This window comes from Paenibacillus aestuarii (assembly GCF_027789125.1).
GTDB lineage: Bacteria > Bacillota > Bacilli > Paenibacillales > NBRC-103111 > Paenibacillus_E > Paenibacillus_E aestuarii.
The window spans coordinates 70,105-95,932 of sequence record NZ_JAQFVF010000026.1; the positions used below are offsets into that span (position 1 = coordinate 70,105).

Sequence of the window (25,828 nt, forward strand, 5' to 3'; positions counted from 1 at the left end):
GAGGCGTTGCATATCAGGCAGTCGATCCGGTTCAAGTTATCGCTGCTTTTCTTCATCACAATCGTCATCCCCATCGTCGGCGTTGTGACACAGCTGCCTTCGTACTATATGAATCTGATCAAAAAACAAGAGTCCTCTCTGCTTGAGGGGACTCTAACTGCACTTACCTTCGATATTGAGACGTATCAAGACGATTTGGAACGCATGACGGTCACCCCGTATTTAAACGATGAGGTGATGCGCTCTCTCAAACTCAAATCTACCTTCCAATGGCAGCTTTTATCCCCCTATGAGCAGTATCAAGCTGAAGAAGTGCTGCATAATACGCTGCCCAAATCCTTTACAAATATGAGAAAAGATATTCTGGGAACGATCCTGCTTCCTATGGATGGCTCTGTCTACATCACGCCCCCTTACAGTTATTCGGACAAAGTGTTGAAAGGGTTCCCTTTTGATAAGCAAGATTGGTATATTAAGGCGCTGAAGGCAGACGGCGATGTCGCGTTCATCAGTGTCCACAAGCAAAATTATTTGGATGGCGGCGGAGAAGAGGTGTTTTCCGTAGCCAGACTGATCAAGGATCCCGACTCCAGAAGGCCGCTCGGCATCATTATGGCGGATGCGGACACCGATGTACTGGAAAAAATTATGCAGGGCATCCGCTTAAATCAGGGCTCCATTGCGGTTATCCTGGATGATAACAATCAAATGATCTACGCAAACTCCCCAATTTCGAAGGATTTGCAGCAGCAGGTTGCTTCTGGTAATCAACGTGCTTCGGAGAACGATGACTCGTATCAGGTGATCAGCGAGACGATTCCTCGTTCGAACTGGAAAATTGCCGTTCTCTCACCGGAGACGTTCATGAACATGCATCTGCGCCGGGTATATGCGGTCGGAATCGCCATTGCGGCAGCCGGCTTGCTTGTCGCTTTGATCCTGTATTTCACGGTTTCTCACTGGATGGTAATGCCTTTCAAGCGAATGATTCAGGTCATGAAACGTGTGCAGCGCGGAGATATGCATACGTTCTATGAAGTGAAGGGAAATGACGAAATTTCCCAATTGGGCCGAAGTCTAAATACGATGATTTTCAAGCTTGACGAGCTGATTGATCGGGAATACAAGGCAGTGCTGGGTCAACGGAATGCAGAGTACCGGGCTTTGCAATCGCAAATTCAGCCGCATTTTCTTTATAATACATTGAATGGTTTTATCGGTTTGAATCGTACAGGTAAGAGCATGCTGCTGGAACGCGCAATTTTATCGCTCAGCGGAATGCTCAGGTACACACTGGAGCATAAGGATATCGCCATGCTGCAGGAGGAAATGGACTTCCTGGAGAAGTATTGCGAGCTCCAGCAGATTCGTTTCCCTGAGAAGCTGGACGTCCGCTTGTTCTGCGATCCGCAAGCGCTTTCGATTCAAATCCCCAAGCTGCTGCTGCAGCCGATTGTAGAGAACGCCATTATACATGGCATCGAGCCGAGTGACCGGTCCTGCGAACTCACGGTAGATATTGCCATAATGGAGCCGGATTTGATCATTCGTATCTGCGATAACGGCTTAGGATTTGATGAAAGCAAAGCGAAGGTAGCCGTAGGTATCAGCAATGTCAGGGAGCGTTTGCGGCTGGCTTTTGAGGATGCGGTTATGACCGTAAAAAGCAGCCCGGCTGAAGGGACAGAGGTCCGCATGCAAATCCCATTGAAGGATGTGAGTCGAGCATGAAGTTGATTGTTGCTGATGATGAGAGTCTAATTAGGGCAAGTTTGGTCAGCATGATCCAGGATATGGAATCCGAATGGGATATTGTGGGGGAGGCAACCAACGGCGAGGAGCTTATCGAGCTGGTGAAACAGCATAAGCCGGGCGTCGTCATTGTTGATATCCGCATGCCGAAGTTGAATGGATTGGAAGCGATGCGTGCGGGGAAAGACATTTCACCCTGCACCAAGTGGATTATTTTGAGCGGATTTTCTGATTTTGCTTATGCCCAGGAAGCGTTGAAACTAGGGGCTTCCGAATATTTGCTCAAACCTGTCGACCCCGTTGAGCTGGAAAAGGCGCTCCATCAAACGGCGAAGTACGATTTGGAATTCATGCGGCTATTGAATCAGCAGTTCGAAAACAGCTTATTTGCCCTCTGTCACGGATTGACCTCTTTGCGATCTGAAGATCGGAATAGCTTGTTCTATCGGGGCTTTTTCGTTGGAGCATCCATTGTCTTTGATACGGCTAAACAAGGCAATGAGATCCCGGACCTTACATGCCAAATGTACGATGACCTTCGCAAGGGCATGAATGACGCATTGATTCACGGCAACCAGTTTGCTTTGCTGGCTTTGCCTAATGGTGAATTGGCCACAGTAGGCGCTTGGGATCCGAACACGGGCGCCGGAGGCAAGGAGCGGGTGCAGCGCTTTTTTCAATGGTTGGAGCTCAAGGCGGCTTGTTATCATCCCGACGTGCAGATCACCGTTCTTCGTACATGCGAATGCCTAGGGTTTGAACAATTGAATGTACAGCTTCAACAACTGCAGAGCAGGAGCAGCTTGCGCGCTTTATGCGGAGTGGGCGGCACGATTGCCAGGAGTGATCTGGAGGCGGCGTCAGGCTCTCCGCATAAAACAAAGCTAAGCGGCCTGTTAAACAGTCTCAAGCATCACTTGCAGGCCAGGAACTTTTTGAATTATCAGGCTGCGGTGAACGAACTGGAGCATGTTTTGCTGAACAAGGAACTGCTTTCTCCTGAGGAAAAGCGCTCGGTCAATCGATTCTTGAGCTTTACAGTCGGTGTTTCACTGGTGGAAGACGCCAGTCCCGATGTGATGATCCGCAGTCTGAGACAATTAGGAGAAACCGTACTGCTGGACAAGAAGCAAAAAGATCCGCTTGCCGGGGATTTGGCGGAGCAGGTGATCCAGTATATTGAGAATCATTATATGGACGATATCGGGATCGGGCAAATTGCCCATCAATTACAAGTGACGGCTAATCACCTAAGCATGGTTTTCCATAAAAAAGCGGGTGTTACATTTGTCAAATACGTAACGAACATCCGCATGCAGAAAGCGAAGGAACTGCTGCTGAATACGAATCTGCAGGTCAAACAAATTGCCGAACAAGTCGGTTATTACAGCACACGGCATTTTACGAAGCTATTTACAGAGCATTATGACAGTTATCCGTCCGATTACAGGAAGATTCATTTGGGTAATGTAATGAAGTGATAATGTCGATGTCGAGATAACTTTATTATGTTCGATTTGTATAAAAATAAACGGCAGCCGCCAAGCGGTTGCCGTTTATTGCTGAATACTGTTATAGCAATTTTTTCAGATCTTCGACGATCGCGGAAGGCTTGTCAGTCGAACCGTAACGTTTTACAACATTGCCTCGACGATCAACAAGAAACTTGGTGAAATTCCATTTTATCGACTCAGAGCCCAGCACGCCTTTGGCTTCTTTCTTTAAAAAGCTATAAAGTGGATCCGCATTCGGGCCATTGACATCAATCTTATCGAAGAGCGGGAAGGTTACGCCAAAGTTAATCTCGCAAAAGCTTTGGATTTCTTCATTGTCTCCTTTCTCGCCGCTGCCGAACTGATTGCAGGGAAAGCCGAGGATTTCAAGACCACTGTCCTTGTATTGCTTATATATCTCTTGAAGCTCTTTGAATTGTGGAGTAAATGCACATTTACTTGCCGTATTCACAATCAGCATGACTTTGTCTCGATAGTCGCCAATTGATTTTTGTTGGCCTTTTGCAGTTTTTACATTGAAATTATAGATGGACATAAGATTCAATCCTCCTGAAAATATATTTTGTAAAATTATATTGTGTAAAACCTTATGAGTTGAATTGTACACTTGGGATGTGTTATTGTCAATTGAATTGTTATAAATTTAATTTTGTAAAATTTAGAATGAGGCTATTTTTAACAACCTTCTATATATAACGAGAAATTAAATTGTGATAAATAAATAGATTGAGTGTTAGAATGTAAATAATCTAAATAATAGGGGGAATTGTGATGGATAATAAAGATGAAATGAAGCTTGAAGATATGCTCTGTTTCACGGTCTATGCCACTTCCCGTGAATTAACGCGTATATATCGGCCTGTTCTGGAGAAGTTTGGCCTTACGTATCCACAATATTTAGTGATGGTCGTGCTCTGGGAAACAGGGACAAGCACTGTAACGGAGCTTGGTGATAGATTGCTGCTGGATTCCGGTACTTTGACACCGCTGCTGAAGCGGCTACAGGAATCCGGTCTCGTGATCCGCAAACGGTCTATAGCGGATGAAAGGAAGGTCGAGATCGGGCTAACGGACAAAGGGGCATCATTGAGGGAACAGATGTCGCAGGTATCGATCCATATTTTCGCTGAAATATGCGGTTCTTTTGAAAAATATGTACAATCATTAAGCCAGCTTAAAGATTTGCTAGCCAGGACCAATGAAATTGCACGCCGTGCAGAATAAGGGGACCACGGTATAATAATCGCTACGAGAAAATAAACGAGCCGGAATCTTGCATCTAGCGAGATTCGGCTCGTTACTTTTTTGAGAACTGCGACCACAACACCACCATTTTCATGTAAGATAGAACCAAGATCATTATTTTAGAAAAAGGAAGTGCTTCGAATTGGAATTCTCGTGGAAACGGAATCTGTTCGTCTTATGGACCGGGACTTTTCTGGTCGGTATGGCTTATTCGGTCTCGATTCCGTTTATGTCCATTTTTCTGCAAAACGATTTGGGCGTGCAAGACCATTTGGAGGCATGGACGGGAGTCGTACTAGCTGTAACGTTCCTGGCCAGCTCCTTGATTGCACCATTTTGGGGCTCCGTCGCTGACAAGCACGGCCGGAAGCTGATGATGCTGCGGGCGGGACTCTGCTTATCGCTCGCTTATTTCTTGTATTTTCTCGTTCAAAATCCATACGAGCTAATCGCAGCAAGAATATTGGAGGGCTTACTGGCAGGGTATATTCCGTCCGCTATCGCTTTAGTGGCCACGAACACGCCCGAGAAGCATGTCGGCTACGCGCTCGGCATCATCTCGACGGCTACGGCCACTTCGTCCATCTTGGGTCCATTGACTGGAGGCGTCGTCAGTCACCTGGTCGGACCGCGAGATACTTTTCTCATCGCAGGCGTTATGGTACTTATCGCATTCCTGATTGCGTTGTTTGGCGTGCAAGAGCCGTCCTTCAAGAAAATGGAGGCAAAGCGTTCCTCTGTGATCAATGACCTCAAGTCCGCCGCTGCTAACCGTTCATTGATGCTTGCCTTGGTGATTGTCTTTATCACCTCAACTTCCATCATGCTCATCGAGCCGCTGCTGACTGTCTATGTATTAAAGCTCGGTTCGAGTGATTCCGCGGCCTCCCTGAACGCCGGAATCATTTTCTCGGCCGTGGGCATCGCTACGCTGATCGCCTCACCGCGTTGGGGGAAGCATGGAACCAAGGTCGGTTATGAGAAAGTATTGTTTATCGGCTTAATCGGTGGAGGCATCGGAAGCGTGCTCCAAATCTTTTTCCATAATTTAATTACATTCGGGTCGCTCCGATTTGTATACGGGCTCTTTTTTGCCGCGGTCTTCCCGGCGCTAAATGCGTTCATCGCCCAGCAGACGGAACCTAGCTTCCGCAGCCGAGCGTTCGGCTTGAATCAGTCGGCCAATCAGCTGGGCATTATGCTCGGTCCTTTGCTCGGCGGCTTTCTGGCCATCCGCTTACCAATCCCGACGATATTTGCCATTAGCGGAATCATGCTCTTAGCCGTGGCCTTGATGTTGAAATTACCGAAGTTCGCATTGCTGCAGCACCCTTCCGCGGAGAAGGAAAGATCGCAAAGTTCATCTTAGGAAGAAACCAATCGGTAAATATAATCGCATAACGGAAAGTCCTTGTCAGAAGCGACAGGGACTTTTTATTTTGTCAACCGTATTCCTTTGTTCAGTAAATGTTAAGGAAACTCTCATGGTCAATTCAGGAAGGTGAAGCATAATGAATTTATTAACGACGAACACAATGGTTCTCTATGAGAGGATTTTAATAGGAGGAACGAATGTGAAACAATCCAAATGGTTTAAATGGCAGGTAGGCATGATTGCTTCGGTAACGGCAGCTTTTCTCTTCCATGAAGTGAAAGCAAGTCCAGCATTTGCGCAAGCGACGACAGCAGCCAATAACGGCACCACAGACACAAAGGTGACAGCAGATGCAGGGTCACAAGATGATATGGATCGCTGGGCTAGTCAAATCGTATCCGGCAATAGCGAGACGTCGGGTGTTTCTGGCTCAACGGATCTGAGCTCCAGCAATCAGCAAAGCGATTTATCCGACAGGGAGAGCAGCAGCTCGAGCAGCAGCTCGCAAACGTTCTCGCACTCGCGAACTGGAAGGTCGTAATGATAATGACACATGGCAGATATGAACATAGTTTCCGCGCTATGAATACACGGATCGAATTTAAGTTTCAGGCAGCGGCGAGCGGAGTGGAGCCATTACTTCTCTTAACGCAAAATTGGTTTGAGACGGTCGAACAGCGATTTAGTCGATTTCGGATGGATAGTGAGCTGTGTTACTTGAATAGGGCGAATGGCGAAACCTGCTTAGTATCCGACCACATGCTGGAGGTGTTACAGCTCGCGGAGGTGTACCGCATCAAGACAGAGCATGTATTCGAACCCTTTGTTCTGCAGGCCTTGGAAGGGGCGGGCTACAGCGCATCGTTCGAACAGCTGGGTGTTAACAGTCTGCAGTCGAAGCAACTCTATCATGACCATAAGGCACTTGCCCCTTCAATTGCGATCGATGCCAGGATGAAATCTGTAAGACTGCCGGCAGGTTTGCAGTTGGATCTGGGGGGGATTGTAAAAAGTTGGGCGGTCAAGCGCCTCGCCTCTTATTTTCGAAAAAAGCGCGGCGTGGAGCAAGGGCTCCTAAACGCTGGAGGAGATCTTCTTGCATGGAGCTCTGATCCGGCGAACGGGCACCCGTGGAGCATCGAGATTGAAGATCCCTGGAACCCTGAGAAAGAGCTCGGCGTCATGAGCTGCTCCGAAAAGGCAGCCGCCACATCCAGCAAGTTAGGTAGACGCTGGCACAACCAACAAGGAGCTCAGCATCATCTCATCGATCCTCGCACGATGCGGTCAAGCACTAGCGACACAGTGCAATGTACAGTTATCGGCGAAGACCCGGTTGAGTGCGAGATCTGGTCCAAAACCATTTGTATTTTGGGCAGAGAAGAAGGAGCTCGGTTGCTCTTGGCACGCGCTCCTGGCTATGAAGCGCTCGTGTTTACGGAAGACCGTCAATGTCATATGTACGGGTCAAGCGCATCTATCGAGTCTAGCTGGAAGTCAGTCGATACAGGTAACTTTCATTTTCACGGTTTGATGAAGAACGGATAGGAGGAACCACAATGTTACAAACTATCATTAACTTGCCGATTTGGCAGATGATTCGCTCATTAGGCATCGTATCGTATTTGTTTCTCACCATCGGGATTTGCCTGGGGATATCCTACAGCATGCCAATTCTGCCTGCAGCCTGGAAAAAGATCATGTATAAGCTGCATAACTTTTTTACATTAGCGGGTACGGGAATCGGTTTATTGCATGGTGTGATTACAGTTATTGATGCTTATATGCCGTATACATGGAGCGAGGTTTTGATTCCTTTTACAGCGAAGCAACACCCAATTTTGAACGGGTTCGGCACGATTTCCGGTTACCTCATGTTAATCGTGATTTTCACAACAGACCTCCGCAATAAGCTGAAGAAGTCTGTCTGGTTCGTCCTTCACTTAATGGCATATCCGTCATTTTTCATGGCTTTCATTCATGGATATTATTTGGGGACGGACACCAAAAGTTCCGCGGTTCATGCCATGTATCTCATTACAATCGCTGCAGTACTAGGTGTATCTGTGATTCGCGGCTTCGTTGCACGCAAAGTCAGAACCTCCCATCGAATATCGGTTTAATAACTACCGCCTTTTTGGCGGTTATTTTTCTGTTAAAATAATCCTATAAACTGAACTGTGTATGGGGTGTTTGTGTTGAAATTATTGATTGTAGAAGATGATCTTGCTTTGCTTGGAGCGATTATGGAGATATTCGATAATGAGGCTTTCGTCACCACGGGTGTTTCTACGGGAGAAGAAGGGTATTTCCTCGCGGAACAAGGAAGCTTTGATCTTATTATCCTGGATGTGATGTTACCTGGTTTGAGCGGACTTGATATCGTCAAGCAGTTACGGAAGCACCAAGTGCTGACACCAGTCATCATGTTAACGGCAATGGACAGTGTCGAGGATTGCGTCAGAGGTCTGGATGCAGGCGCGGATGATTATGTAACGAAGCCGTTTACGACTTCCATTTTACTAGCCAGAGTAAGAGCTGTGCTCAGACGGCGAGGAAGCGTCGATCTGGAAGGAAATTTGACTTGCGGGCCCATCGTACTCATCAATAATCAAAGAGATGCTTTCGTTGATGAGCAGCCTTTGAAACTCACGCCAAAGGAATATGAGCTATTTGAATTTTTCCTCCGCAATAAGGATCAAATTTTGTCCAGAGACCAGATTTTCGAAAGGATCTGGGGGTTCGATTCAGACTCGGCTTCATCGGCAGTTGATGTTTATGTTCATCATCTGCGCAAGAAGCTAGCACCGTATGGAGGGGACCACTTCTTAAAAACCATTCGCGGGGTAGGGTATTTATTGAAGGGAGATCCTCATGTTCAGTAAAACACGTCGCCAATTAGTGTTATTGAATTCCGCGGTGCTGATGTTGGTCTTATTCGTGTTCGGATTCATCTTGTATGCGCATCTGGGGTTTCGGTTGAACCGACAAGCGGATGAGGCGATCACGAATACGGCACGATCTATGCAGCTGAGTTCCATTGATCAGATGCTCCAGGCTGATCATCCCGAGCCTGATGCGGACCGGATCACTTCTTACTTTTTTTGGGATGAGCAAGGCCATCTCCTGAATCAGTATCCCAAACATATGTTTACCATGGAAGAGGCGGAACAATTTAAGGATATAACCATGAACGGCTCCCTGCAGAATGTCTTCTCGGAAGGAAGGGAATATCGGGTACTGGGATTTAGCAATCCTATGAATGAAGCGGTTGATTCTACAGCTGCTCCGCATGTCTCTTATGTGATCGTCCTTAGGAGCCTAGAAGATGCGAATAAAATGCTCCAATCCCTTCGCACCGATCTTATCATTGGCTGTTTAGCAGGCGTGCTCTTCTCTATTCTCGCCGGATTCTATTTAGCAGGACGCTCGCTCATACCGATTCGCAAATCATGGGATAAGCAGCAGCAATTTGTGGCCGATGCCTCGCATGAATTACGGACGCCAATTGCGGTGATTCAAGCGCGGTCTGAGCTTTTGTTTCGGCACCCGCAGCACACCATCGAAGAAGAGAGCGAGAACATCGCTCTTATTTTAAAGGAAAGTAAGCGAATGGGGCGGCTCACTGATGACCTGTTGACACTAGCCAGGACGGACTCCAACCAGCTACAAATTCATACAGCAGCGGTTCCTGTGGATCAGCTTCTCCAGGAGATCACAGAGCAATTTGCGCTGTTGGCGGAAACGAAGTTCATTCAAATTCATGCCCAAATTGAACCCTCCGTGATCTGGGGCGACGAGCATCGCCTCCGACAACTGTTTATCATTTTATTGGATAACGCTTTGAAATTTACACCACCTGAAGGTTCCATTGAAGTTAGCTGTCATCCATCATCGCATTCCGTTGGGATTGTTATCAAAGACAGTGGTTGCGGAATCAGCGAGGCGGATCTCCCGCGAATTTTTGAACGATTCTATAGAGGGGATAAGAGCCGCAGCCGTTACGAAGGCGGAACAGGTCTGGGGCTTTCGATTGCGGAATGGATTGTGCATGCACATAAAGGGACGATTCGTGTTCGAACGCAATTATCCGTTGGAAGCGAATTTCAAATTACTTTTCCCAAAAAAACAGTAAACCATAAGTAATTTTATGCGTTTTAAGAAAATTTAAATGTACGCCTCGTATACTGAAAAAGGGATTCATCCTAGTATTGGAGGATTTTTTATATGGCAAAAATGGATAAGAAATGGATTGTCTTATGTTCAACGGCCATTGGGGCGATCTACGCAGCCGGATATTTCGCTACCGAAACGCAGGCGGCTTTGCAGCAGCCAGCCTCATATAGTCAAGCGAGTGTGAAAACAAGCAGCATTCAATCGAATAGCAAATATAAAGATGGAACGTTCTATGGAACTGGATCTAATCGCCGGGGAGAAATCCAGGTTGCGGTAACGATGAAAGCGGATAAGATCACCGATGTGGAAATCAGTGATTTTGCCATGCATTACTCTGAACAAGATGTCGTCGATCTGCCACAGGAAGTCGTTCGCATCCAAAGTGCGCAAGTGAAGAATGTGTCAGGGGCAACCTACAGTACACAAGCGTTTAAAGACGCTGTAGATCAAGCACTTGCACAAGCGCTGAATGCCTAGTGGTGATCATCATGAGAAAAACGAAGCTATTTATGGATACCGTCGTTGACATACAAGTCGTTGTTGCGGATAAATCAAGGGATAAGGCCGAGGCGGCTGTCGATCGAGCTTTTGAACTGTTTCGAAAGGTCGAGCAAGCCTGCAGCAGGTTTAGCCAGGATAGCGAATTAATGCAGGCAACACGGCAGATTGGCACGGCTGTCCAGATTAGTCCATTATTATTTGAGCCATTGCGATTTGCGTTGGAAGTAGCCAAATGGACGAATGGCAAGTTTGATCCGACGGTAGGAAAAGCTATGGAGGATCATGGATTTAATCAACACTATTTAACTCGGGCAACACTTCATCATGCTGTAGCGGATTCAGCTACTTATCAAGATATCATCCTGGACGAGGAGCATCGCACCTTGTCTATTAACAAGCCGTTAGTGATTGATCTAGGCGCTGTCGCCAAAGGATTTGCGATTGATTTAGCGGCAAATGAATTGAAGGAATTCGCAGGGTTTATTGTGAATGCTGGCGGTGACTTATATGCCGGTGGGTTGGATGAGAACGGTGATAAATGGGGAGTCGAAATCCAACATCCCCTGAACAAAGCTCAGACCATACAAAGGATTGAAGTTTCGAACGAGGCAGTCTGTACCTCTGGAAGCTATGAGCGCAGAAGCCCAACCCACACAGGCATTCATCACCTCTTTGACCCGGAGCGAAGCGTTTCTCCGAATGAATGGATCAGCTGCAGTGTGGTTGCTCCTTATGCACTAATGGCGGACGCTTTTTCCACAGCAGCTTTTTTATTGGGGAAGGAACGTGGGGTAACGTTAGTCGAACAAGTGAATCTCCAAGGCATCTTGATAGATTCAGATTTACAAGTCTATCGTATAGGGGGGATTTAAGTGTCCTTTAGTAAGTGGCTTCGAACACCCAAGGGATACGTCATGATCTCCATGATGGCCTTTCTGCTAATCGCTGTTGTTTATTCACAGGATTTCAGAGGAATCCTTAATAGTTTCATTGCGGTTGGTGTTTCCGTCTCTGCCGATTTCTTATGCGCATCAATAGCCAAAAAGAAAAAGGCTTTCCCTGACAGCGCGATGATAACCGGGGTCATCATTGCTTTGATTTTGAGCACAAGTACTTCGTGGTATGTGGTTGCAGCGACTGTCCTCATCGCGATATTGTCTAAATATTTGCTTGTCTTCAAGAAAAAACCGATCTTTAATCCGGCTGCATTCGCCCTCCTAGCGTCGATCCTATTGTTTCAAACAGGACAAAGCTGGTGGGGAGCGTTTGCGGATCTTCCTGCCTGGACAAGCGTTATTCTGCTGATCGGCGGATACATCATTACGAATCGCGTAAATAAATTCCCGATGGTCTTTTCATTTCTAGGAACTTATTTTGTGCTTCTACTGATAATGGGTATCTTGCATAGGGGTGATGCAGGTGATGCCCTTCGATCGCCTTTTCTCAATGCAACGCTTTTCTTCGCCCTCTTTATGCTTACAGATCCGCCGACAACGCCAGCAAAAGATAGAGATCAATTGATTTTTGGCATCTTAAGTGCGGTAATTGGAGCAGTCGTTTATGGGCTCTTCGGAGGCTTGATGTATTTATTTATCGGGCTGCTAGTAGGAAATCTATGCCAGTATGTATTAAAACGCGTAACCGCAACTACCAAATCAGCAAGCCTAAGTATTTAGGCAGTACTATTTTAGAAAACATTCGGAGGAAAATTTATCGTGAATATACAGGAAAAGGAAGCTGTTAGGCTAACCCAAGCATGGATACCCAAAAAGGAGCGCATCGGGGTGGTTGCAGCGATTGTGATTGCTGTCCTACTCATCATTTGGGAGCTTAAGGGGTTATTACAGCTTTCATCAGAAACGCTGCACAGCAGACAGTTTGAACATACATTTAAAGATTTTGGCTCCAATGCAAGAATCGCCTTATTTTTTGTACTGGCGTACTATGCGCTTCTTCTAATTATGAAGCAGCGGGTATGGGATGGTTTAGGCCATGTGAAAAAAGGTCTGGCCGGATTGCTGCGCTTCGCGCGCAGATGGCATACCCCAATGGCGATTATCGCTATCGCCTTTATCGTTCTGCATACAATTGCCGTCTTTATGTATGGCTTTAAATTCGATTTTAACAATATAAGCGGCTTGCTTGCCTTGCTCGTACTTCTTCCGGTTCCCCTATCGGGATTATTGCGATATCGGAGATTGGATCGGAAGTGGCACTTGCGGTCCGGACTGGCATTCGCTGTTTTATTCTTCATTCATGCTTTTTTATAAACGAAACTTCAATAAGCCAATGCATTTGCTGGATCAGGCAGCATGCATTGGCTTATTGAACCTTCAGCCTAACGGTTTAATGTAAACAAATAGTTATATTTACTGGCGTGCTTCTGTTCGTCCAAAATAATCCCTAATACCGTATCCCGATAGATTCCTTCCGGCAGACCGAACCATATTTTGCGGTATTTCTCTACAGCGTTCCATTCTCCTTGCATCGCCTGTTCAATTCCCTTTTGATAATTGCTAACCCGCGGGTACGGCTCGTTACTGGCGGCTGGAATATTTTGCCCGGTCATATCTTTGTACATGTGGCGAAACATGGCATTGTGGCCGCGTTCATCATCGCGAATGGATGAAAGGATGGCAGCTTGTTCAGCCGTAGGTGCAAGTTTGATGAGCTCATCGTAAAATAATTCATCGTGTCGTTCATCCTGTACCGCTTCTTTCATGGACTGCAGCGCTTGGTCATGGCTAATCATCCAAACAGGTGTAAATGCGATACGGTAGTATGGATACCCATATCCCCAATACATAATTAAGCCCTCCTCATATAGGATTAATTAGTTCAGGGTATGTGCGGAGATCGGATCTGGTGACGCCCAGCCGGTGCGGCAGGGTGCGAAATCGCTAATAAATCATGGAGCGTTGCTAAAAATTTTGCGATAATCACTCGGCCGCACACCAGTTTTAGTGTTGAACAAATTGGAAAAATAATGAGGATCGACATAGCCAAGCTTATATCCAATATCGCTTATCGTCATCTGCGAATCCAGCAGCATTCGTTTCGCGATTTCCAGCTTTTGTGTGAGGATATAGCTATAGATGGTCGTTCCGGTCTCTCGTTTAAACAGGCGATTGATTTGCTTGATCGAAATGCCAAAATGGGAAGACAGCCCGGCCGAATCGAAGGGTTGGAGGACGCTTTTATCCAATAATTGCTTGATCGCCTGCACTCTTGATGGTAAAGCATCCCCTCTTTTGCGTAATGCTGCAGAGAGGCCGACGATGATTCGCATCACGATGACCTCGAGTTCGGCTTGCGCGTCCTGCGTGCCGTCAACCGATTTTTGTTCAGCGAGGGCAATCGCCTCGGTAAACAGATGTTCCAACCCGCGATCCTGCGTCACGATATGAGGAAGCAGTTGATAGGCTTCGAGCATCTTGAGGATCCAGTTTCCACTAATGTTAAGCCATATATAGCTCCACGGTTTCTCGTGATCTCTGTCGGAGGCGACTTCATGGCGGCAGCCTGCTGGAAGGATAAAGACGTCTCCCCGTGAAGCTGTATACGTCTGGTTATCGACCTTAACAAAGCCTTGCCCTGAGCGCACGAAACCGAATACGGTGATTTTGGCCAGTTTACGAATATTGCGGTAGCCCGGTTCGCAATCATTAATCCCCAAATACTGCACACTCAGAGGAGGCGGCGCTCCAATGGAAGGCAAGTGATGGATAGGCCCGGACTTGCCGATGTCATGCATGCCAGACCCGAGGCATCGGCATGGATTCTTTGCCCAGTTCTGCCCATACATACTTCAGCAGGAGCTCTGTTTTTAATGGTTGGTACTCGGGATCATTCCATAAGTTGCAGATTTCACCCGGGTCATTGTGCAAGTCAAAAATTTCGCCATAAGTCTGGTTATAATACACGGTAATTTTGTATCTTTCATCCACATATGTTTTTTGATGAATCGTTGTCGGTGTATGCCGGAACTCGCAGATGGCATGGTCCCTGACCTGGCTCTTCTGCCCGCACCATACTTGTGACTGATCCAAGCCTGTCATGTGGTGAGGAACGGGAATATCACATAGCGATAAAAAAGTAGGTGCCAAATCGACTAACGACTGTATGGCAGGTGAGGTCACACCGGCGGGCACGTTCCCTGGATACCTGACGATGAATGGAATTTTGATCAAGTCTTCGTAATGGAAGCCACCTTTGGCTTGAAGACCATGTTGACCAAAGAAGTGCCCATGGTCTGTCGTAAAGACCACGATCGTATTGTCGGCAAGGCCAAGTTCATCCAGCTTGTTCAGAATTTGCCCAATGTATTTGTCCATCAGGCTGATCATGCCGTAGTAGGTGGCCACCAGCTGCTTGCGATCATGTTCGGAATATAACGCGGAATGGGAATGATAGCCATGCACTTGGAACTTGCCTTCATTCCAAGGTGCAAAGTCCGGCTTCTCCATTTGCGTTAATTGAAAATGTGGCGGATTCTGCTCATGCTCGCCAGGTGCCGCAACCGGGATCGTCAGCTGCTCCGGATCATACATCGTATCCCACGGTTCCGGAACCAAATAATCCGGGTGCGGATCAAAGAAGCTGGACCAGAGGAAGAAGCTTTGATCGTCATCTTTATATTGTTCCAGCAGAGCGCCTGTTCTTTCGGCAATCCAGGTATTGTAGTGGTATTCCTCTGGAATCGGCCATTTATGAAGAAGGGAAGGATCCATCGTACCTGTCGGAGGCAGGAAATAGTCGCGCCAATTCAAACAGCCTTTAGCTTCCATCCATAGTGCATAATGTTGACCGACATGCGCCTCGTTCGTATGATTACGTGCTAACTCGACATGATCAAAGCCGTAAAAAGGCCCATTATGTTCGCGCCAAAAATCAAGATCCTGCAAAATCGGATAAGCCTCAAGCGATGGGTACTGCTCCGTCGATGCTAAGGGCTGAAAATGGGCTTTGCCTACAAGCGCAGACTTATACCCGGCTTCATGAAAATCTTCACCGACCGTATGAACATCTTCGAACAGTTTCGTGCCTAACGTCCAAGCGCCGTGTTGGCTCGGATACATGCCTGTAATGATGGAAGCTCTTGTCGGTGTGCACGTAGGGTTCGGGCAATACGAGCGTGTAAACGTTGTTCCTTCCTTCACCAGACGATCGAGATTCGGTGTCTGAATATCAGAGTTAAAAGCCCCCAGCGTATTCCAATGCTGTTGATCACTTGTGATTAACAATATATTAGGTTTCTTCATCTATGAATTCCTCCAAAATAACTACTTATTATGTATAGAATAAAGGGATTTAAGCGAATTGGAAATAACACAATTGCAGATTGATTTAACATTTTGTTAGGTTTATGATGGAGATCTAAAGTTATCCCTTACTCATGAGGAGAAACAGCACGATGCAGGAATATGCACATGAATATGCCCAACATTTCTATTTAAATCCGAATGCGTTTGTCAAAATGAGCGGTTTGTGGTGTCTCCGCCTCGGGCATAACGTTGCCAAGCCTAATTATCAGGTCGGTCCGAGAAGAATTGAATGTTACAGCTTTCATTTCGTGGTCGAGGGCCGGTTGCTGCTTCAGTTTGAAGACCGGGAAGAGATTCTCCACTCCGGCGATATGGTCTGCTTCTTTCCAGATGAATCGTATTCATATCGGATCTACGAACCGGATAAGCCTTTAAAGCTGATTTGGATCGCTTTTCAAGGCCCGCAGGCCGCCCCCCTGCTGCAATCGTTAGGGCTCACGCCAGCTGCGCCCATTCTGCGTGCAAGAGGCAGCGACGAAATCTTGAATAAAGCGGTGGCGCTTCTTCATCATGTTGCTGATCACTCGGATCGCGTCCAGGATGTCGGCTTCACTTTAGCGCTGCAGGAGAAGCTGTATGCGATCTTTGCCCTGCTTCTCCATGAAGGAAGCGCACATCGCGCCGCCAAAGACAGTTTGGCAGACATCCCCTGGCTGAAGCGCTCCCTTGATTTTATGCAATTGCATTACATGGAAGGGATCAGCGTCAAGGAGATTGCGGAGGCGGCGGGGGTCCACCGGTCTTATTTTTCGGATATATTCAAAAAAATGATGGGGGAATCCCCTAACCGTTACTTATACCGGCTTAAAATGGAGAAGGCAGCCCTGCTGATTGCACGAAGGGATCGGAATATCACTGAGGTTGCTTATACGGTTGGCTATCCCAGCCTGTATTCGTTCTCGCGGGCTTATCGCAACTATTTTGGGCATTCACCGGGCAGCAAGCCGTAATGATGATGTCCCTTTTCCTCACTTGACACACCGCTTTCTCTATTAAGCGTTCGTTTGAAGCGCGTTATACTTATCTTCAGAACGATAACCGGGTTGAGGAAAGGAAGAATACGATGAAGAGCGATTTTATCATGCATCCCCCGCATCCTGAGACGGAATGGTCCGCATGTACGGGCTATTGTGCCTCTGCGGTACAAATAAAACCCAATCTGGATGTGCCTTTGAAAGATGCCAGTGTCTGCACAGGGCCGGATCAGTTGTACTATTTGACCGGGACGACGGATGGCGGCAAGGTGGAAATATGGACGTCCTCGGACCTGAAGGGTTGGACGGGGCCAACGGCTGTGTGGGATTTGGCGCAAGCGGGCACATGGCAACAAGCGAGCAAGGACTCTTCTGGGCTTTGTTCCCCGGAAATTCACGTCGCGAAGGGGACGTTCTGGATCACTTACGGGCTGCGCCAAGGAGGAACCGGCTTGCTGAAAAGCTTGTCCGCTACGGTGAAAGGCCCTTATCTTGACATGGGGCAAATGACAGCGGACGGGCATGATGCCTCTTTATTTGAGGATGAAGACGGGGCTGTCTACTGGGTTTACGGCAATGGCCGAATTGCCAAAATGAAAGAGGACATGACCGGTCTGGAGGAACTTCCCCGCATGGTGGAAGTGCAGCCTTGGAAGGTGGCGGGGCGAGAGGATCATCCCTCCTACACAGGCAATTTGCAGGTAGGCGCATACGGCGCTTTTTTATACAAACGGGATCGGTTGTACTATATGTTCTGCGCAGATCCGCTTGAAAGGATGGGGAGTGATGCCGTAGATACTTTTGTGGCGGTCAGCGAGTCGATCTAAGGTCCATATAGCCGGAGATATTTGGCAATCCCCCATGGCGGACAAGTCACCTTATTTACGGGGCTGGACGATCAGCTGTATGCCTCTTTTACGGGTTGCGGTAGCTATTCAGCAGTTGAGCACTATCCTGCCGTTGTCCCGATGACAATTGCAGGTCCAGGTTTCATTCGGCCGATCGAAGGCGTGGTGTTGGAAAAAGGGGCTGTCGGGAACCTTCAACCGGCCGGCGACTTGTTGATTCGCGATCCCCATATTAGCAAGGGACCGGATGGCATGTATTATTTGACGGGGACCTCCGATCAGCCACATGGGGATTTCTGGTATGAAAATAATCAGCTTCACGTGTGGCGCTCAACGGATCTGCGGGTGTGGAGTCATGTAGCCAAGGTATGGGATTTATCCGAGAATGGCACTTGGGAAAACAATATTTATGAGCATCCTTGTCTCTGGGCGCCGGAGATGATCTATCTGTATGGAACGTTCTGGATCACGTATTCGCTGCAAGGCGGCGGAACCGGCATGATCAAAAGCGTATCCGGCCAAGCGGAAGGCCCTTATATCGATATGGGTCGAATGACGAATACAGATATTGACTCCAGCTTGTTCCAGGATGATGACGGTCAAGTGTATTTTGTTTGGCAAGACGGTAAAATTGCCAGGATGAAGGCCAATATGACGGGCTTTGCCGAAGAGCCCCGCAAGCTGCTCTGTTCGGATGGTCAGCGTGTTGGCTATGAAGGGGCTTTTATCGTCAAATATAGAGGTAAGTATATTCTGGGTGCAGCGGAATGGAATGGCGATAAGCGGGTAGACGGCACGTACGATTTGATGTACGCCGTTGCAGATCACGTATATGGACCTTATGCCCCAAGGCGGCTGGCGGTTCCGCATGGCGGCCACGGCACGATGTTTATCGATCGCGAGGGCAGACTCCTGTCAACGTTGTTTGGGAATGACCGGACCGCTCCATTCCGCACACGTGTCGGCATTGTGCGGCTTCAAGTCCAAGCAGATCGCGAGGGGCTATGCATAGCGCCGTGCAGTGAGTAATATTAAAACATGAATCAAGCTCGAGATCGGGCTGGGTTCATGTTTTTTTCTTCGATAGCAGACATGGAAGGGGTTGCCGGTTTATGAAGTTGACTTCTGTAAGAAAGTGGATTTCACCTGCGGGAAGCATCCAAGGGAAGATTTTTGTAGCCTTCAGTTTGGTTACGCTCATTGGCATCTCTGCTGTGACGAGTATCGTCTATTTATACATGAGAGAAACGGTGAAGAATAATGCGATTACTTCCGTTATGGAAAGCATCCGCCAGGCGGACGAGTCTTTGAATATCCGATTGGAGGAAGTGAGCCGCTTAAATACGGTGGTCGCTACCAATAAAACGGTGCTGGATACACTGGAGAGCAAGACGGAGGAACCGAGCTACGAATGGTTTCAGGAGCAGAAGAGAATCGAGGAGTTTCTGTCTGCACTGATTGCTTACAAGCCGTACATTTCCCGAGCGGCCGTCATCGGCTTGAACGGGAAAGTGTTTTTCGTCGGCGCCCCTTGGCTGGACAAGACCGTTTTACACACACCGATGATGGAGGATTTGCTGCAAAATGGTTCCGGTCATGCTTATTTCCATCAAACCGGATTCAATAATTCCATTGTGACCGGACGCGAACTCCGCTATAACCGGCAGTTAATCGGGCTGGTGATGTTCGATCTGAATGACGAATTCATTAAGCGCATCTATGACGTCAAACCTACATCAGACAGCATGCTGTACGTGGTGGACAGAAAAAATGAATTTATTTATGAACCGCAATCCAGCGTTCTGAAAAAGGAGCAGGTCACCCAGCTCAATCAGGAGTTGAGCGGTACTCATGGTGCCGTTGAAAAAGTGATCGACCAGAAATCTTACCTCGTCGTCACGCGGGAATCCGACAGTACGGGCTGGTCTACGGTAGCCTTCGTGCCGATGAAGTCGTTATTAACGGAGACGGCGCGGATCCGTAATGTGCTGGCGACCGTAGCTATCATCGTGTTTATGATTATTGTCATCGGCACGCTGCAGGTTTCTTCAAGGATCACAAGAAATATTCGCCGGCTGAGGTCGATGATGATGCATGTCATGGAAGGCAATATGACGCTGCCGGCGGTGGAAATTCGTTCCAAGGATGAAATTGGCCAGCTTTATCAGGTTTTCAAAAGCATGGTTGATGAGTTAAAGCGCTTGCTTGAGGGCATCGTAGCGACAGAGAAGGAGAAGCGGGAAGCGGAGCTGGCGGTGTTGCAGGCGCAAATCCGGCCGCATTTTCTATATAATACACTGAATACAGTCAAATACTTGGCGAAGCTTAATGGGGTACCGAATATCGTTGAAGTTTCTGAATCTTTAATCGAGCTTATGCGTGGTGTATTAGGAAATACCAATGAGTTTCTCACCTTACAAGAAGAACTGCAGTACGTGCGAAGTTACGTAACGATCGAGAAATACAAATATGTCAAACCGATTCTGGTGAATATCGAAGTCGAACATGAAGGGCTTTTACAGGTCAGCGTACTGAAGTTAATGCTTCAACCGCTTGTGGAAAACGCTATCGTCCATGGCCTATCTTCCGCAGAGCATGAGGGTGTGATGCGAGTTCGCATCTACAAAGAGCATAATGAACTGCGCATCGAGGTCAGAGATAACGGCAAAGGGATGTCCCAGGAACAGATTGACGCGCTGTTTGAAGTAAATAAAGTGCAAGCGTATACACGCTTTAGCGGCATGGGGGTTCGCAACGTGCATGAGCGCATCGTTCGCTTATTCGGGGAGCCTTACGGCGTCTTTGTTTATAGTGAGCCTGACAGCTACACCATGGTCCTGATCAGGTTCCCGCTGCTGCCGGGTACGGATGCAATCCATCAGGAGGGATGAGACATGTTTCGCGTATTGTTAGTGGATGATGACGCTTTGGCCAGACACGATGTGAAGAGTATGGTGGACTGGGAAAAGATGGGGTTTACCTTATGCGGCGAAGCGCATAACGGGGCTATGGCACTGTCCATGATGGAACAACAGCCTCCGCATATCGCGATTGTAGATGTGAGCATGCCGGTCATGAATGGGGTCGAATTGAGCCGAAGAATGAAGGAAAGTTTTCCGCAAGTGAAGATGATCATGCTGAGCAGTTTTGACGATTACGACTACGTGCGGACTTGTCTGATGAACGGGGCGATGGATTATTTGCTCAAGCATCGCTTGAACACGAGTGCGCTGCTCACGCTTTTGAATAAAGCGGTACAACAATTACAGCATGAAGAACGGGAACAAGAAGTGCGAAGCGCGCAAAGCAAAATGATTGAACGACTCAGCCCGGTGATTCTTCGTGAGCATGTGGCGAATTTGGCTAGAGATGTGCATGGAGCGGGCGAAGCTTTGCAGGCTTATGCACGGGATAACGATCTTTATCCACTCGCCTTAACGTACGTAACAGCAGTGATACAAATCGTACCTTTCCTGTTATTGACAGAGTCTTTAACCGATGTCCAAAAAAACCGCTTCGTGCAGCAGGCTACGGAAGTGATGCAGATGGCCGTAGGTGACATTCACAAGAGGACAGTCGGCTATGTGGGGGAGGGGCGGTTTATGGTTCTGTTCGCTTCGGAGGATCGAAGCGAGCATGCGGTGACTACGCAAATCAATCAAGCGATGAGCGCGCTTGCCCATTCCCTCGAAAAATTCCTCAACCTGAAATGCGTCTTTGCCTTGGGCACGCTTTGTGGCAGCTTGCGGCTGGTTGGCGCTAGCTACGCCAAAGCGAACCAGGACGTGGACGGCATGCTGGATCAGGGACTGCATGCATCTTCCCGCAGGGATTCCCTATATATGGAAGAGCAGAAGCAGCTGCTGCTATTCCTGGAGCAGTTGGATCTAGAGCGAATGCACCAACTCATTGCCTCCGTCTTTGCTGATCTGCGCAGCCAGCCGGTTTACGCCAATCCGGTACAAGCGATTGTGAGCCAAATGCTGCAGCTTGTGGACATGACCTGGCAGCGGTATCATCCGCAAGCTTCGTTAGCCGATTATGAGCATGCGCCCGCGAGAAACGAGCTTGGACGAGTGGAAAGCGTTGCCGAGCTGGAAGGATGGCTGCTAGCTTACTATGCGCGTATGGTTGAAGCGATCAAGCAGCAACAGCAGCATACAGGAGGCTCGTCTTCAAAGCTTTCGCGCCATATCACGAAAGCAGTGCAATTCATTGCGGACCATTATGCCGCTAATATTTCATTGGACACGACGGCGAACGCCTTGAATTTGAACCCCTCTTATTTGAGCAGATTGTTCAAAGAGGAGACGCAAATGACGTTTACGGAGTATTTGAATCGGGTGCGCATTAAAAAGAGCTCCATGCTGATGGAATCGTCTTCCTATGCCTTGAAACAGATCAGCAGTGAGGTCGGTTTTGTCAGTTACACGTATTTCTTCAAAGTGTTTAAAAGCATAACCGGCATGACGCCCCAGGCGTACATGGATCAGCTGAAACAGTCAAAATAGTAGAATGGAAAGTCATAAATGTTGAATCTGCCCTAAGAAATATTTCACTATACTTAAATCAACCCATAGAAAACGCTTTCTTACCGGGTGAAAACAACGACTTGAACGGAGGAACAAAAGAATGAAAAGAAAATGGGGGACGGCACTGCTGAGCGCCGTTGTAGTGTCCAGTTTAACACTGAGCGCCTGCAGCTCGAATACAGCGAATACGGCGAGTACGGCGAAAGAGGGAAATAACCAAGCGAAGGATACGAAAAGCGTGTCTTCCGATGGATTTCCCATCGTCAAGGATCCGATCAAGCTGAAGATGTTCACAAGAATTGCGCCAACCAATGGGCCGTTCAAGGATATGCCTGTGTTCCAGGACTATGAAAAAATGAGCAATGTTCAAGTTGAATTTATCGAAGCGCCTACGGATGGCTTTAATGAGAAGAAGAACTTGTTGTTTGCTTCCAATGAGCTTCCTGACGCTATGTATCGCTCAGGTCTTACACCTTTAGAGGCGATTCGCTACGGTTCCGCAGGTCAACTCATTCCGCTTGAGAAGCTGATTGATGCGTACGCGCCAAATTTGAAAAAGTTAATGGAAACGTATCCAGAGATTCGTTCCGCCATTACAACACCTGAAGGCCACATCTATGCCTTGCCGGGTATCGTAACTGTCAACGCTGCCAAAACGGATAAGCGCTGGATGAATCAAGCATGGCTGAAGAAGCTGAATCTGAAGGAACCGCAAACGACGGATGAGCTTTACGAAGTGCTGAAAGCATTCCGGGATAAAGATCCGAATGGTAACGGCAAGCAAGATGAACTTCCGATGACGGCACGGAACGGTCTCAGCATCGTCCCGATCATGGCTGGATCATTTGGATTGGATTTTCAGTTGGGGTATAACATTAACCTGGAAAATGACAAAGTTAATATTTGGATGGGCAGCGATCGAAATAAAGAATTATTGATGTATTTAAATAAGCTGTATTCGGAGAAGCTGTTGGATCAAGAGCTGTTCACGCAGAAGGAAGCTCAATATCTGACGAAGCAAGGGACGGGAAATACCGGCTTCTTCTTCGATCAGACGAACAATCCGATGCTGGATACGAAGGTAGCCGATCAATATATCGGGATTGCTCCTGTCAAAGGACCGCATGGTGACCAATTGCAGTTAGCAGCGCCTGTGCCAAGGGATTTCGGCGCATTCGCCATCACCTCGGTGAACAAGTATCCGGAAGCGACGATGCGTTGGATCGATTATTTCTATGGAGACGAAGGCTCCACGCTGCTGCGCTTCGGCCGCAAAGGCGATAACTATGAGATTCGGGATGGCATTCCTTACTATACGGACGCCTTCTTGGCGACAGGCAATCAATCCAAGATTACCCCGTACGCCGGAGGCGGCGCGCCGCATCTGATCAGTGAAAAGGTCGCTTCGTATATCAATCCGCCGCAAGTTCAAGAAGCGCAAAAGAAACTCGATCCTTATATGCAGAAGATTCGTTATGCGTCCCCTATGTTTGATGAGCAAACCGCTCAACAGATCAATGTGCTGCGTAATGATATTGATAAATATTACGAAGAGCAAAGTACCAAATTTATTGCCGGCGCCCTTAGCTTCGATAAATGGGGTGAATTCCAGGCTACGTTAAAGAAAATGAAAATTGATGAACTGCAGAAGCTGTATCAGGTCGCCTATGATAACCTCAAACAGCAAAAATAAGCGTCATGGACAGCTGGAGGGCTGCAGATGAACAAATTGGCAAATATGGCGAGTGCCTCGTCTTCAACCCAAACGAGGCGCTCCAGCCTCTTGAGAGCGATGAGCAGCCGCTATGATCTCTACTTGATGCTGCTCATTCCGATCCTATGGTACCTTGTCTTTCATTATGGACCTTTGTACGGGCTGCAAATTGCCTTCAAAAATTTCAGTCCTGCCAAAGGGATCACCGGCAGCGCATGGGTGGGGCTGGATCATTTCAAGCGATTCATAGAATCGTATTATTTCTGGAGACTTCTCTGGAACACAGTTTCCATTAACTTATTCTCTTTATTGTTTGCTTTTCCAATACCGATCTTGCTGGCAGTACTCGTGACTGAAATCCGTAACAAGGCGTTCAGTAAAATTGTGCAAAACATTACGTATATCCCCCATTTCATTTCCATCGTCGTTATGGTCGGGATGCTGATGTTGTTTTTAGCTCCGCGAGGGGGCCCGGTGAACACGATTATTGAAGCATTTGGCGGAGAACCGGTACGGTTTTTCGATTCTGCGGCATGGTTCAAGCCGATTTTCATCAGTTCTAACATTTGGCAAAATATGGGCTGGCAGTCGATTATTTATATTGCAGCGCTAAGCGGAGTCAACCCGCAGCTGTACGAAGCGGCCAAGATGGATGGCGCTAGCCGATTACGGCGCATTTGGCACGTGTCCATTCCGGGGATCCTACCGGTTATCGTGATTTTGCTTATTCTCGATGTCGGACATTTCATGAACGTTGGGTTTGAGAAAATTTTACTCATGCAAAATAATTTGAATTTGGAATCCAGCGATGTCATTTCCACATTCGTCTACTCGTCAGGGATTTTAAAAGGGGAGTACAGCTATACGGCTGCGATCGGCTTGTTTAATTCCATCATCAACCTGGCGCTGCTATTGCTCGTGAATCGCTTTGCCCGTAAAAAGGCAGAAACAAGTTTATGGTGAGGAGGGAACAAGTCATGCAGCAGCTAACGCGCAAGAAAAGGAAGTCGGATGAAGTCATCTTCGATACCGTCGTTAACGCATTGGCGCTCCTTATCGTCGTCGTTGTCCTCTATCCGCTTATTTTTATCGTTAGCGCCTCCTTCAGTGATCCCGCACTGGTGCTGAATGGGGAAGTCGTCTTGCTGCCCAAACAGATTACGCTGGAGGCTTATCGGAACGTCATGCATAATGAGCAGATCTGGAACGGGTATGGAAATACTATTCTGTATACGGCTGTAGGCACGGCCATCAACCTGGTTATGACGACATTAGCAGCCTATCCGCTATCGCGACCTGATCTGCCGGGTCGGGGAATCATTATGTTTTTCGTTACACTTACGATGTTCTTCAGTGGGGGTCTCATTCCGTCTTATTTGCTCGTGAAAAATTTAGGGATGGTCGATACGATGTGGGCGCTAGTCATTCCCGGAGCGATTGCCACTTATAACTTGATTGTGATGAGAACTTATTTTCAATCCAGCATTCCTTGGGAGATTCAGGAAGCGGCTCATATCGATGGCTGCTCGAATTGGAAGCTGCTTACCCACGTCATTTTACCGTTATCGAAGCCTATTTTGGCGGTGATGGTTCTCTTTTATGCGGTCGGTCACTGGAATTCGTTCTTCAATGCTCTGATTTATATTCGCAGTAAGGATTTGTACCCGTTACAGCTTGTGCTGCGTGAAGTGCTGATGGTGAGCCAGGCGGATGCGGTGGACAGCAGTGTTGGGCTGGAATCCAAGATTCTGCTTGCTGAGAGTATCAAATATGTCGTGATAATTATTTCCAGCTTACCGGTGCTGCTGATGTATCCTTTTGTACAAAAGCATTTTGTGAAGGGCGTTATGATTGGTTCATTAAAAGGATAATG

25 protein-coding genes are annotated in these 25,828 nt (G+C 47.6%); 21 read left to right on the forward strand and 4 right to left on the reverse strand.

Translation table 11 applies throughout. The annotated features are described in order from the left end of the window. Positions 1–6 precede the first annotated feature (6 nt). Positions 7–1,731: a sensor histidine kinase gene (locus O9139_RS11725; RefSeq protein WP_270879657.1), complete on the forward strand. Its 1,725-nt coding sequence runs from the start codon at positions 7–9 to the stop codon at positions 1,729–1,731. Then, positions 1,728–3,233 carry a response regulator transcription factor gene (locus O9139_RS11730; protein WP_270879658.1) on the forward strand — a complete coding sequence of 502 codons (1,506 nt, stop codon included), beginning with the start codon at positions 1,728–1,730 and terminating at the stop codon, positions 3,231–3,233. Before O9139_RS11725 ends, O9139_RS11730 begins: the two co-directional genes overlap by 4 nt. Before the next feature lie 91 nt (positions 3,234–3,324). Here the strand turns inward: O9139_RS11730 and O9139_RS11735 are convergent, their stop codons facing one another. Beyond that, positions 3,325–3,801, reverse strand: coding sequence for a glutathione peroxidase (locus O9139_RS11735; protein ID WP_270879659.1), 477 nt, complete (start codon positions 3,799–3,801; stop codon positions 3,325–3,327). A gap of 236 nt (positions 3,802–4,037) precedes the next feature. Between O9139_RS11735 and O9139_RS11740 the strand changes: the two genes are divergently transcribed. The 11 genes from O9139_RS11740 (at position 4,038) to O9139_RS11790 (ending at position 12,833) form a co-directional block, all read left to right on the forward strand. Continuing rightward, positions 4,038–4,490: a MarR family winged helix-turn-helix transcriptional regulator gene (locus tag O9139_RS11740; RefSeq protein ID WP_270879660.1), complete on the forward strand. Its 453-nt coding sequence runs from the start codon at positions 4,038–4,040 to the stop codon at positions 4,488–4,490. A gap of 163 nt (positions 4,491–4,653) precedes the next feature. Further along, complete coding sequence (locus O9139_RS11745) at positions 4,654–5,880, forward strand: MFS transporter (protein ID WP_270879661.1); 1,227 nt, start codon at positions 4,654–4,656, stop codon at positions 5,878–5,880. 205 nt (positions 5,881–6,085) lie between these two features. Next, positions 6,086–6,427: a hypothetical protein gene (locus O9139_RS11750; RefSeq protein WP_270879662.1), complete on the forward strand. Its 342-nt coding sequence runs from the start codon at positions 6,086–6,088 to the stop codon at positions 6,425–6,427. A gap of 5 nt (positions 6,428–6,432) precedes the next feature. Continuing rightward, the gene (locus tag O9139_RS11755; protein WP_270879663.1) at positions 6,433–7,434 is read left to right on the forward strand and encodes an FAD:protein FMN transferase; all 1,002 of its coding nucleotides are present in this window, start codon (positions 6,433–6,435) and stop codon (positions 7,432–7,434) included. An 11-nt stretch (positions 7,435–7,445) separates the two neighbouring features. Then, on the forward strand, positions 7,446–8,009 hold the full coding sequence (locus O9139_RS11760) for a ferric reductase (RefSeq protein ID WP_270879664.1): 564 nt from the start codon (positions 7,446–7,448) through the stop codon (positions 8,007–8,009). Positions 8,010–8,084: 75 nt separating this feature from the next. Next, positions 8,085–8,771, forward strand: coding sequence for a response regulator transcription factor (locus O9139_RS11765; RefSeq protein WP_270879665.1), 687 nt, complete (start codon positions 8,085–8,087; stop codon positions 8,769–8,771). Next, a complete protein-coding gene (locus O9139_RS11770; protein ID WP_270879666.1) occupies positions 8,761–10,032 on the forward strand; it encodes a sensor histidine kinase in 1,272 nt (423 codons plus the stop codon). Before O9139_RS11765 ends, O9139_RS11770 begins: the two co-directional genes overlap by 11 nt. An 81-nt stretch (positions 10,033–10,113) precedes the next feature. Then, positions 10,114–10,539 carry an FMN-binding protein gene (locus O9139_RS11775; RefSeq protein WP_270879667.1) on the forward strand — a complete coding sequence of 142 codons (426 nt, stop codon included), beginning with the start codon at positions 10,114–10,116 and terminating at the stop codon, positions 10,537–10,539. A gap of 11 nt (positions 10,540–10,550) precedes the next feature. Beyond that, positions 10,551–11,435: an FAD:protein FMN transferase gene (locus tag O9139_RS11780; RefSeq protein WP_270879668.1), complete on the forward strand. Its 885-nt coding sequence runs from the start codon at positions 10,551–10,553 to the stop codon at positions 11,433–11,435. 42 nt (positions 11,436–11,477) lie between these two features. After that, entirely contained in the window at positions 11,478–12,239 is a 762-nt protein-coding gene (locus O9139_RS11785) for an RnfABCDGE type electron transport complex subunit D (RefSeq protein ID WP_270879669.1), read from the forward strand. 39 nt (positions 12,240–12,278) lie between these two features. Then, entirely contained in the window at positions 12,279–12,833 is a 555-nt protein-coding gene (locus O9139_RS11790) for a hypothetical protein (RefSeq protein ID WP_270879670.1), read from the forward strand. A 68-nt stretch (positions 12,834–12,901) separates the two neighbouring features. Here O9139_RS11790 and O9139_RS11795 read toward each other — a convergent pair whose 3' ends face one another. The 3 genes from O9139_RS11795 to O9139_RS11805 all read right to left on the reverse strand — a co-directional run bounded on the left by O9139_RS11795 (position 12,902) and on the right by O9139_RS11805 (position 15,824). Beyond that, positions 12,902–13,369 (reverse strand): ferritin family protein, encoded by a 468-nt coding sequence (locus O9139_RS11795; protein ID WP_270879671.1) that lies wholly within the window; start codon positions 13,367–13,369, stop codon positions 12,902–12,904. Positions 13,370–13,471: 102 nt separating this feature from the next. Further along, positions 13,472–14,317, reverse strand: coding sequence for an AraC family transcriptional regulator (locus O9139_RS11800; RefSeq protein WP_270879672.1), 846 nt, complete (start codon positions 14,315–14,317; stop codon positions 13,472–13,474). Further along, complete coding sequence (locus O9139_RS11805) at positions 14,310–15,824, reverse strand: sulfatase family protein (protein WP_270879673.1); 1,515 nt, start codon at positions 15,822–15,824, stop codon at positions 14,310–14,312. Before O9139_RS11805 ends, O9139_RS11800 begins: the two co-directional genes overlap by 8 nt. Before the next feature lie 152 nt (positions 15,825–15,976). On the opposite strand from O9139_RS11805, the gene O9139_RS11810 reads away from it, so the two are divergent. The 8 genes from O9139_RS11810 to O9139_RS11845 all read left to right on the forward strand — a co-directional run bounded on the left by O9139_RS11810 (position 15,977) and on the right by O9139_RS11845 (position 25,826). Further along, on the forward strand, positions 15,977–16,837 hold the full coding sequence (locus O9139_RS11810; protein WP_270879674.1) for a helix-turn-helix transcriptional regulator: 861 nt from the start codon (positions 15,977–15,979) through the stop codon (positions 16,835–16,837). Positions 16,838–16,950: 113 nt separating this feature from the next. Continuing rightward, on the forward strand, positions 16,951–17,688 hold the full coding sequence (locus O9139_RS11815) for a family 43 glycosylhydrolase (RefSeq protein WP_270879675.1): 738 nt from the start codon (positions 16,951–16,953) through the stop codon (positions 17,686–17,688). A 21-nt stretch (positions 17,689–17,709) separates the two neighbouring features. Further along, positions 17,710–18,738, forward strand: coding sequence for a family 43 glycosylhydrolase (locus O9139_RS11820; RefSeq protein ID WP_270879676.1), 1,029 nt, complete (start codon positions 17,710–17,712; stop codon positions 18,736–18,738). A gap of 83 nt (positions 18,739–18,821) precedes the next feature. Next, entirely contained in the window at positions 18,822–20,600 is a 1,779-nt protein-coding gene (locus tag O9139_RS11825; protein WP_270879677.1) for a cache domain-containing sensor histidine kinase, read from the forward strand. Positions 20,601–20,603: 3 nt separating this feature from the next. Further along, positions 20,604–22,220: a response regulator transcription factor gene (locus O9139_RS11830; RefSeq protein ID WP_270879678.1), complete on the forward strand. Its 1,617-nt coding sequence runs from the start codon at positions 20,604–20,606 to the stop codon at positions 22,218–22,220. A 121-nt stretch (positions 22,221–22,341) separates the two neighbouring features. After that, the gene (locus O9139_RS11835) at positions 22,342–23,934 is read left to right on the forward strand and encodes an extracellular solute-binding protein (RefSeq protein WP_270879679.1); all 1,593 of its coding nucleotides are present in this window, start codon (positions 22,342–22,344) and stop codon (positions 23,932–23,934) included. A 27-nt stretch (positions 23,935–23,961) separates the two neighbouring features. Then, positions 23,962–24,918, forward strand: coding sequence for an ABC transporter permease (locus O9139_RS11840; protein WP_270879680.1), 957 nt, complete (start codon positions 23,962–23,964; stop codon positions 24,916–24,918). 14 nt (positions 24,919–24,932) lie between these two features. Then, complete coding sequence (locus O9139_RS11845) at positions 24,933–25,826, forward strand: carbohydrate ABC transporter permease (RefSeq protein WP_270879681.1); 894 nt, start codon at positions 24,933–24,935, stop codon at positions 25,824–25,826. Positions 25,827–25,828: the final 2 nt, after the last annotated feature.

What these genes read in the sequence shown, in the direction of transcription:
- O9139_RS11780 (WP_270879668.1), top strand. Translation starts at nt 10,551, where the DNA reads ATGAGAAAAACGAAGCTATTTATGGATACCGTCGTTGACATACAAGTC.
- O9139_RS11845 (WP_270879681.1), top strand. Translation starts at nt 24,933, where the DNA reads ATGCAGCAGCTAACGCGCAAGAAAAGGAAGTCGGATGAAGTCATCTTC.
- O9139_RS11735 (WP_270879659.1), bottom strand. Translation starts at nt 3,801, where the DNA reads ATGTCCATCTATAATTTCAATGTAAAAACTGCAAAAGGCCAACAAAAA.
- O9139_RS11770 (WP_270879666.1), top strand. Translation starts at nt 8,761, where the DNA reads ATGTTCAGTAAAACACGTCGCCAATTAGTGTTATTGAATTCCGCGGTG.
- O9139_RS11805 (WP_270879673.1), bottom strand. Translation starts at nt 15,824, where the DNA reads ATGAAGAAACCTAATATATTGTTAATCACAAGTGATCAACAGCATTGG.
- O9139_RS11810 (WP_270879674.1), top strand. Translation starts at nt 15,977, where the DNA reads ATGCAGGAATATGCACATGAATATGCCCAACATTTCTATTTAAATCCG.
- O9139_RS11760 (WP_270879664.1), top strand. Translation starts at nt 7,446, where the DNA reads ATGTTACAAACTATCATTAACTTGCCGATTTGGCAGATGATTCGCTCA.
- O9139_RS11785 (WP_270879669.1), top strand. Translation starts at nt 11,478, where the DNA reads ATGATCTCCATGATGGCCTTTCTGCTAATCGCTGTTGTTTATTCACAG.
- O9139_RS11775 (WP_270879667.1), top strand. Translation starts at nt 10,114, where the DNA reads ATGGCAAAAATGGATAAGAAATGGATTGTCTTATGTTCAACGGCCATT.
- O9139_RS11740 (WP_270879660.1), top strand. Translation starts at nt 4,038, where the DNA reads ATGGATAATAAAGATGAAATGAAGCTTGAAGATATGCTCTGTTTCACG.
- O9139_RS11835 (WP_270879679.1), top strand. Translation starts at nt 22,342, where the DNA reads ATGAAAAGAAAATGGGGGACGGCACTGCTGAGCGCCGTTGTAGTGTCC.
- O9139_RS11830 (WP_270879678.1), top strand. Translation starts at nt 20,604, where the DNA reads ATGTTTCGCGTATTGTTAGTGGATGATGACGCTTTGGCCAGACACGAT.
- O9139_RS11800 (WP_270879672.1), bottom strand. Translation starts at nt 14,317, where the DNA reads ATGCATGACATCGGCAAGTCCGGGCCTATCCATCACTTGCCTTCCATT.
- O9139_RS11815 (WP_270879675.1), top strand. Translation starts at nt 16,951, where the DNA reads ATGAAGAGCGATTTTATCATGCATCCCCCGCATCCTGAGACGGAATGG.
- O9139_RS11730 (WP_270879658.1), top strand. Translation starts at nt 1,728, where the DNA reads ATGAAGTTGATTGTTGCTGATGATGAGAGTCTAATTAGGGCAAGTTTG.
- O9139_RS11795 (WP_270879671.1), bottom strand. Translation starts at nt 13,369, where the DNA reads ATGTATTGGGGATATGGGTATCCATACTACCGTATCGCATTTACACCT.
- O9139_RS11825 (WP_270879677.1), top strand. Translation starts at nt 18,822, where the DNA reads ATGAAGTTGACTTCTGTAAGAAAGTGGATTTCACCTGCGGGAAGCATC.
- O9139_RS11755 (WP_270879663.1), top strand. Translation starts at nt 6,433, where the DNA reads ATGACACATGGCAGATATGAACATAGTTTCCGCGCTATGAATACACGG.
- O9139_RS11840 (WP_270879680.1), top strand. Translation starts at nt 23,962, where the DNA reads ATGAACAAATTGGCAAATATGGCGAGTGCCTCGTCTTCAACCCAAACG.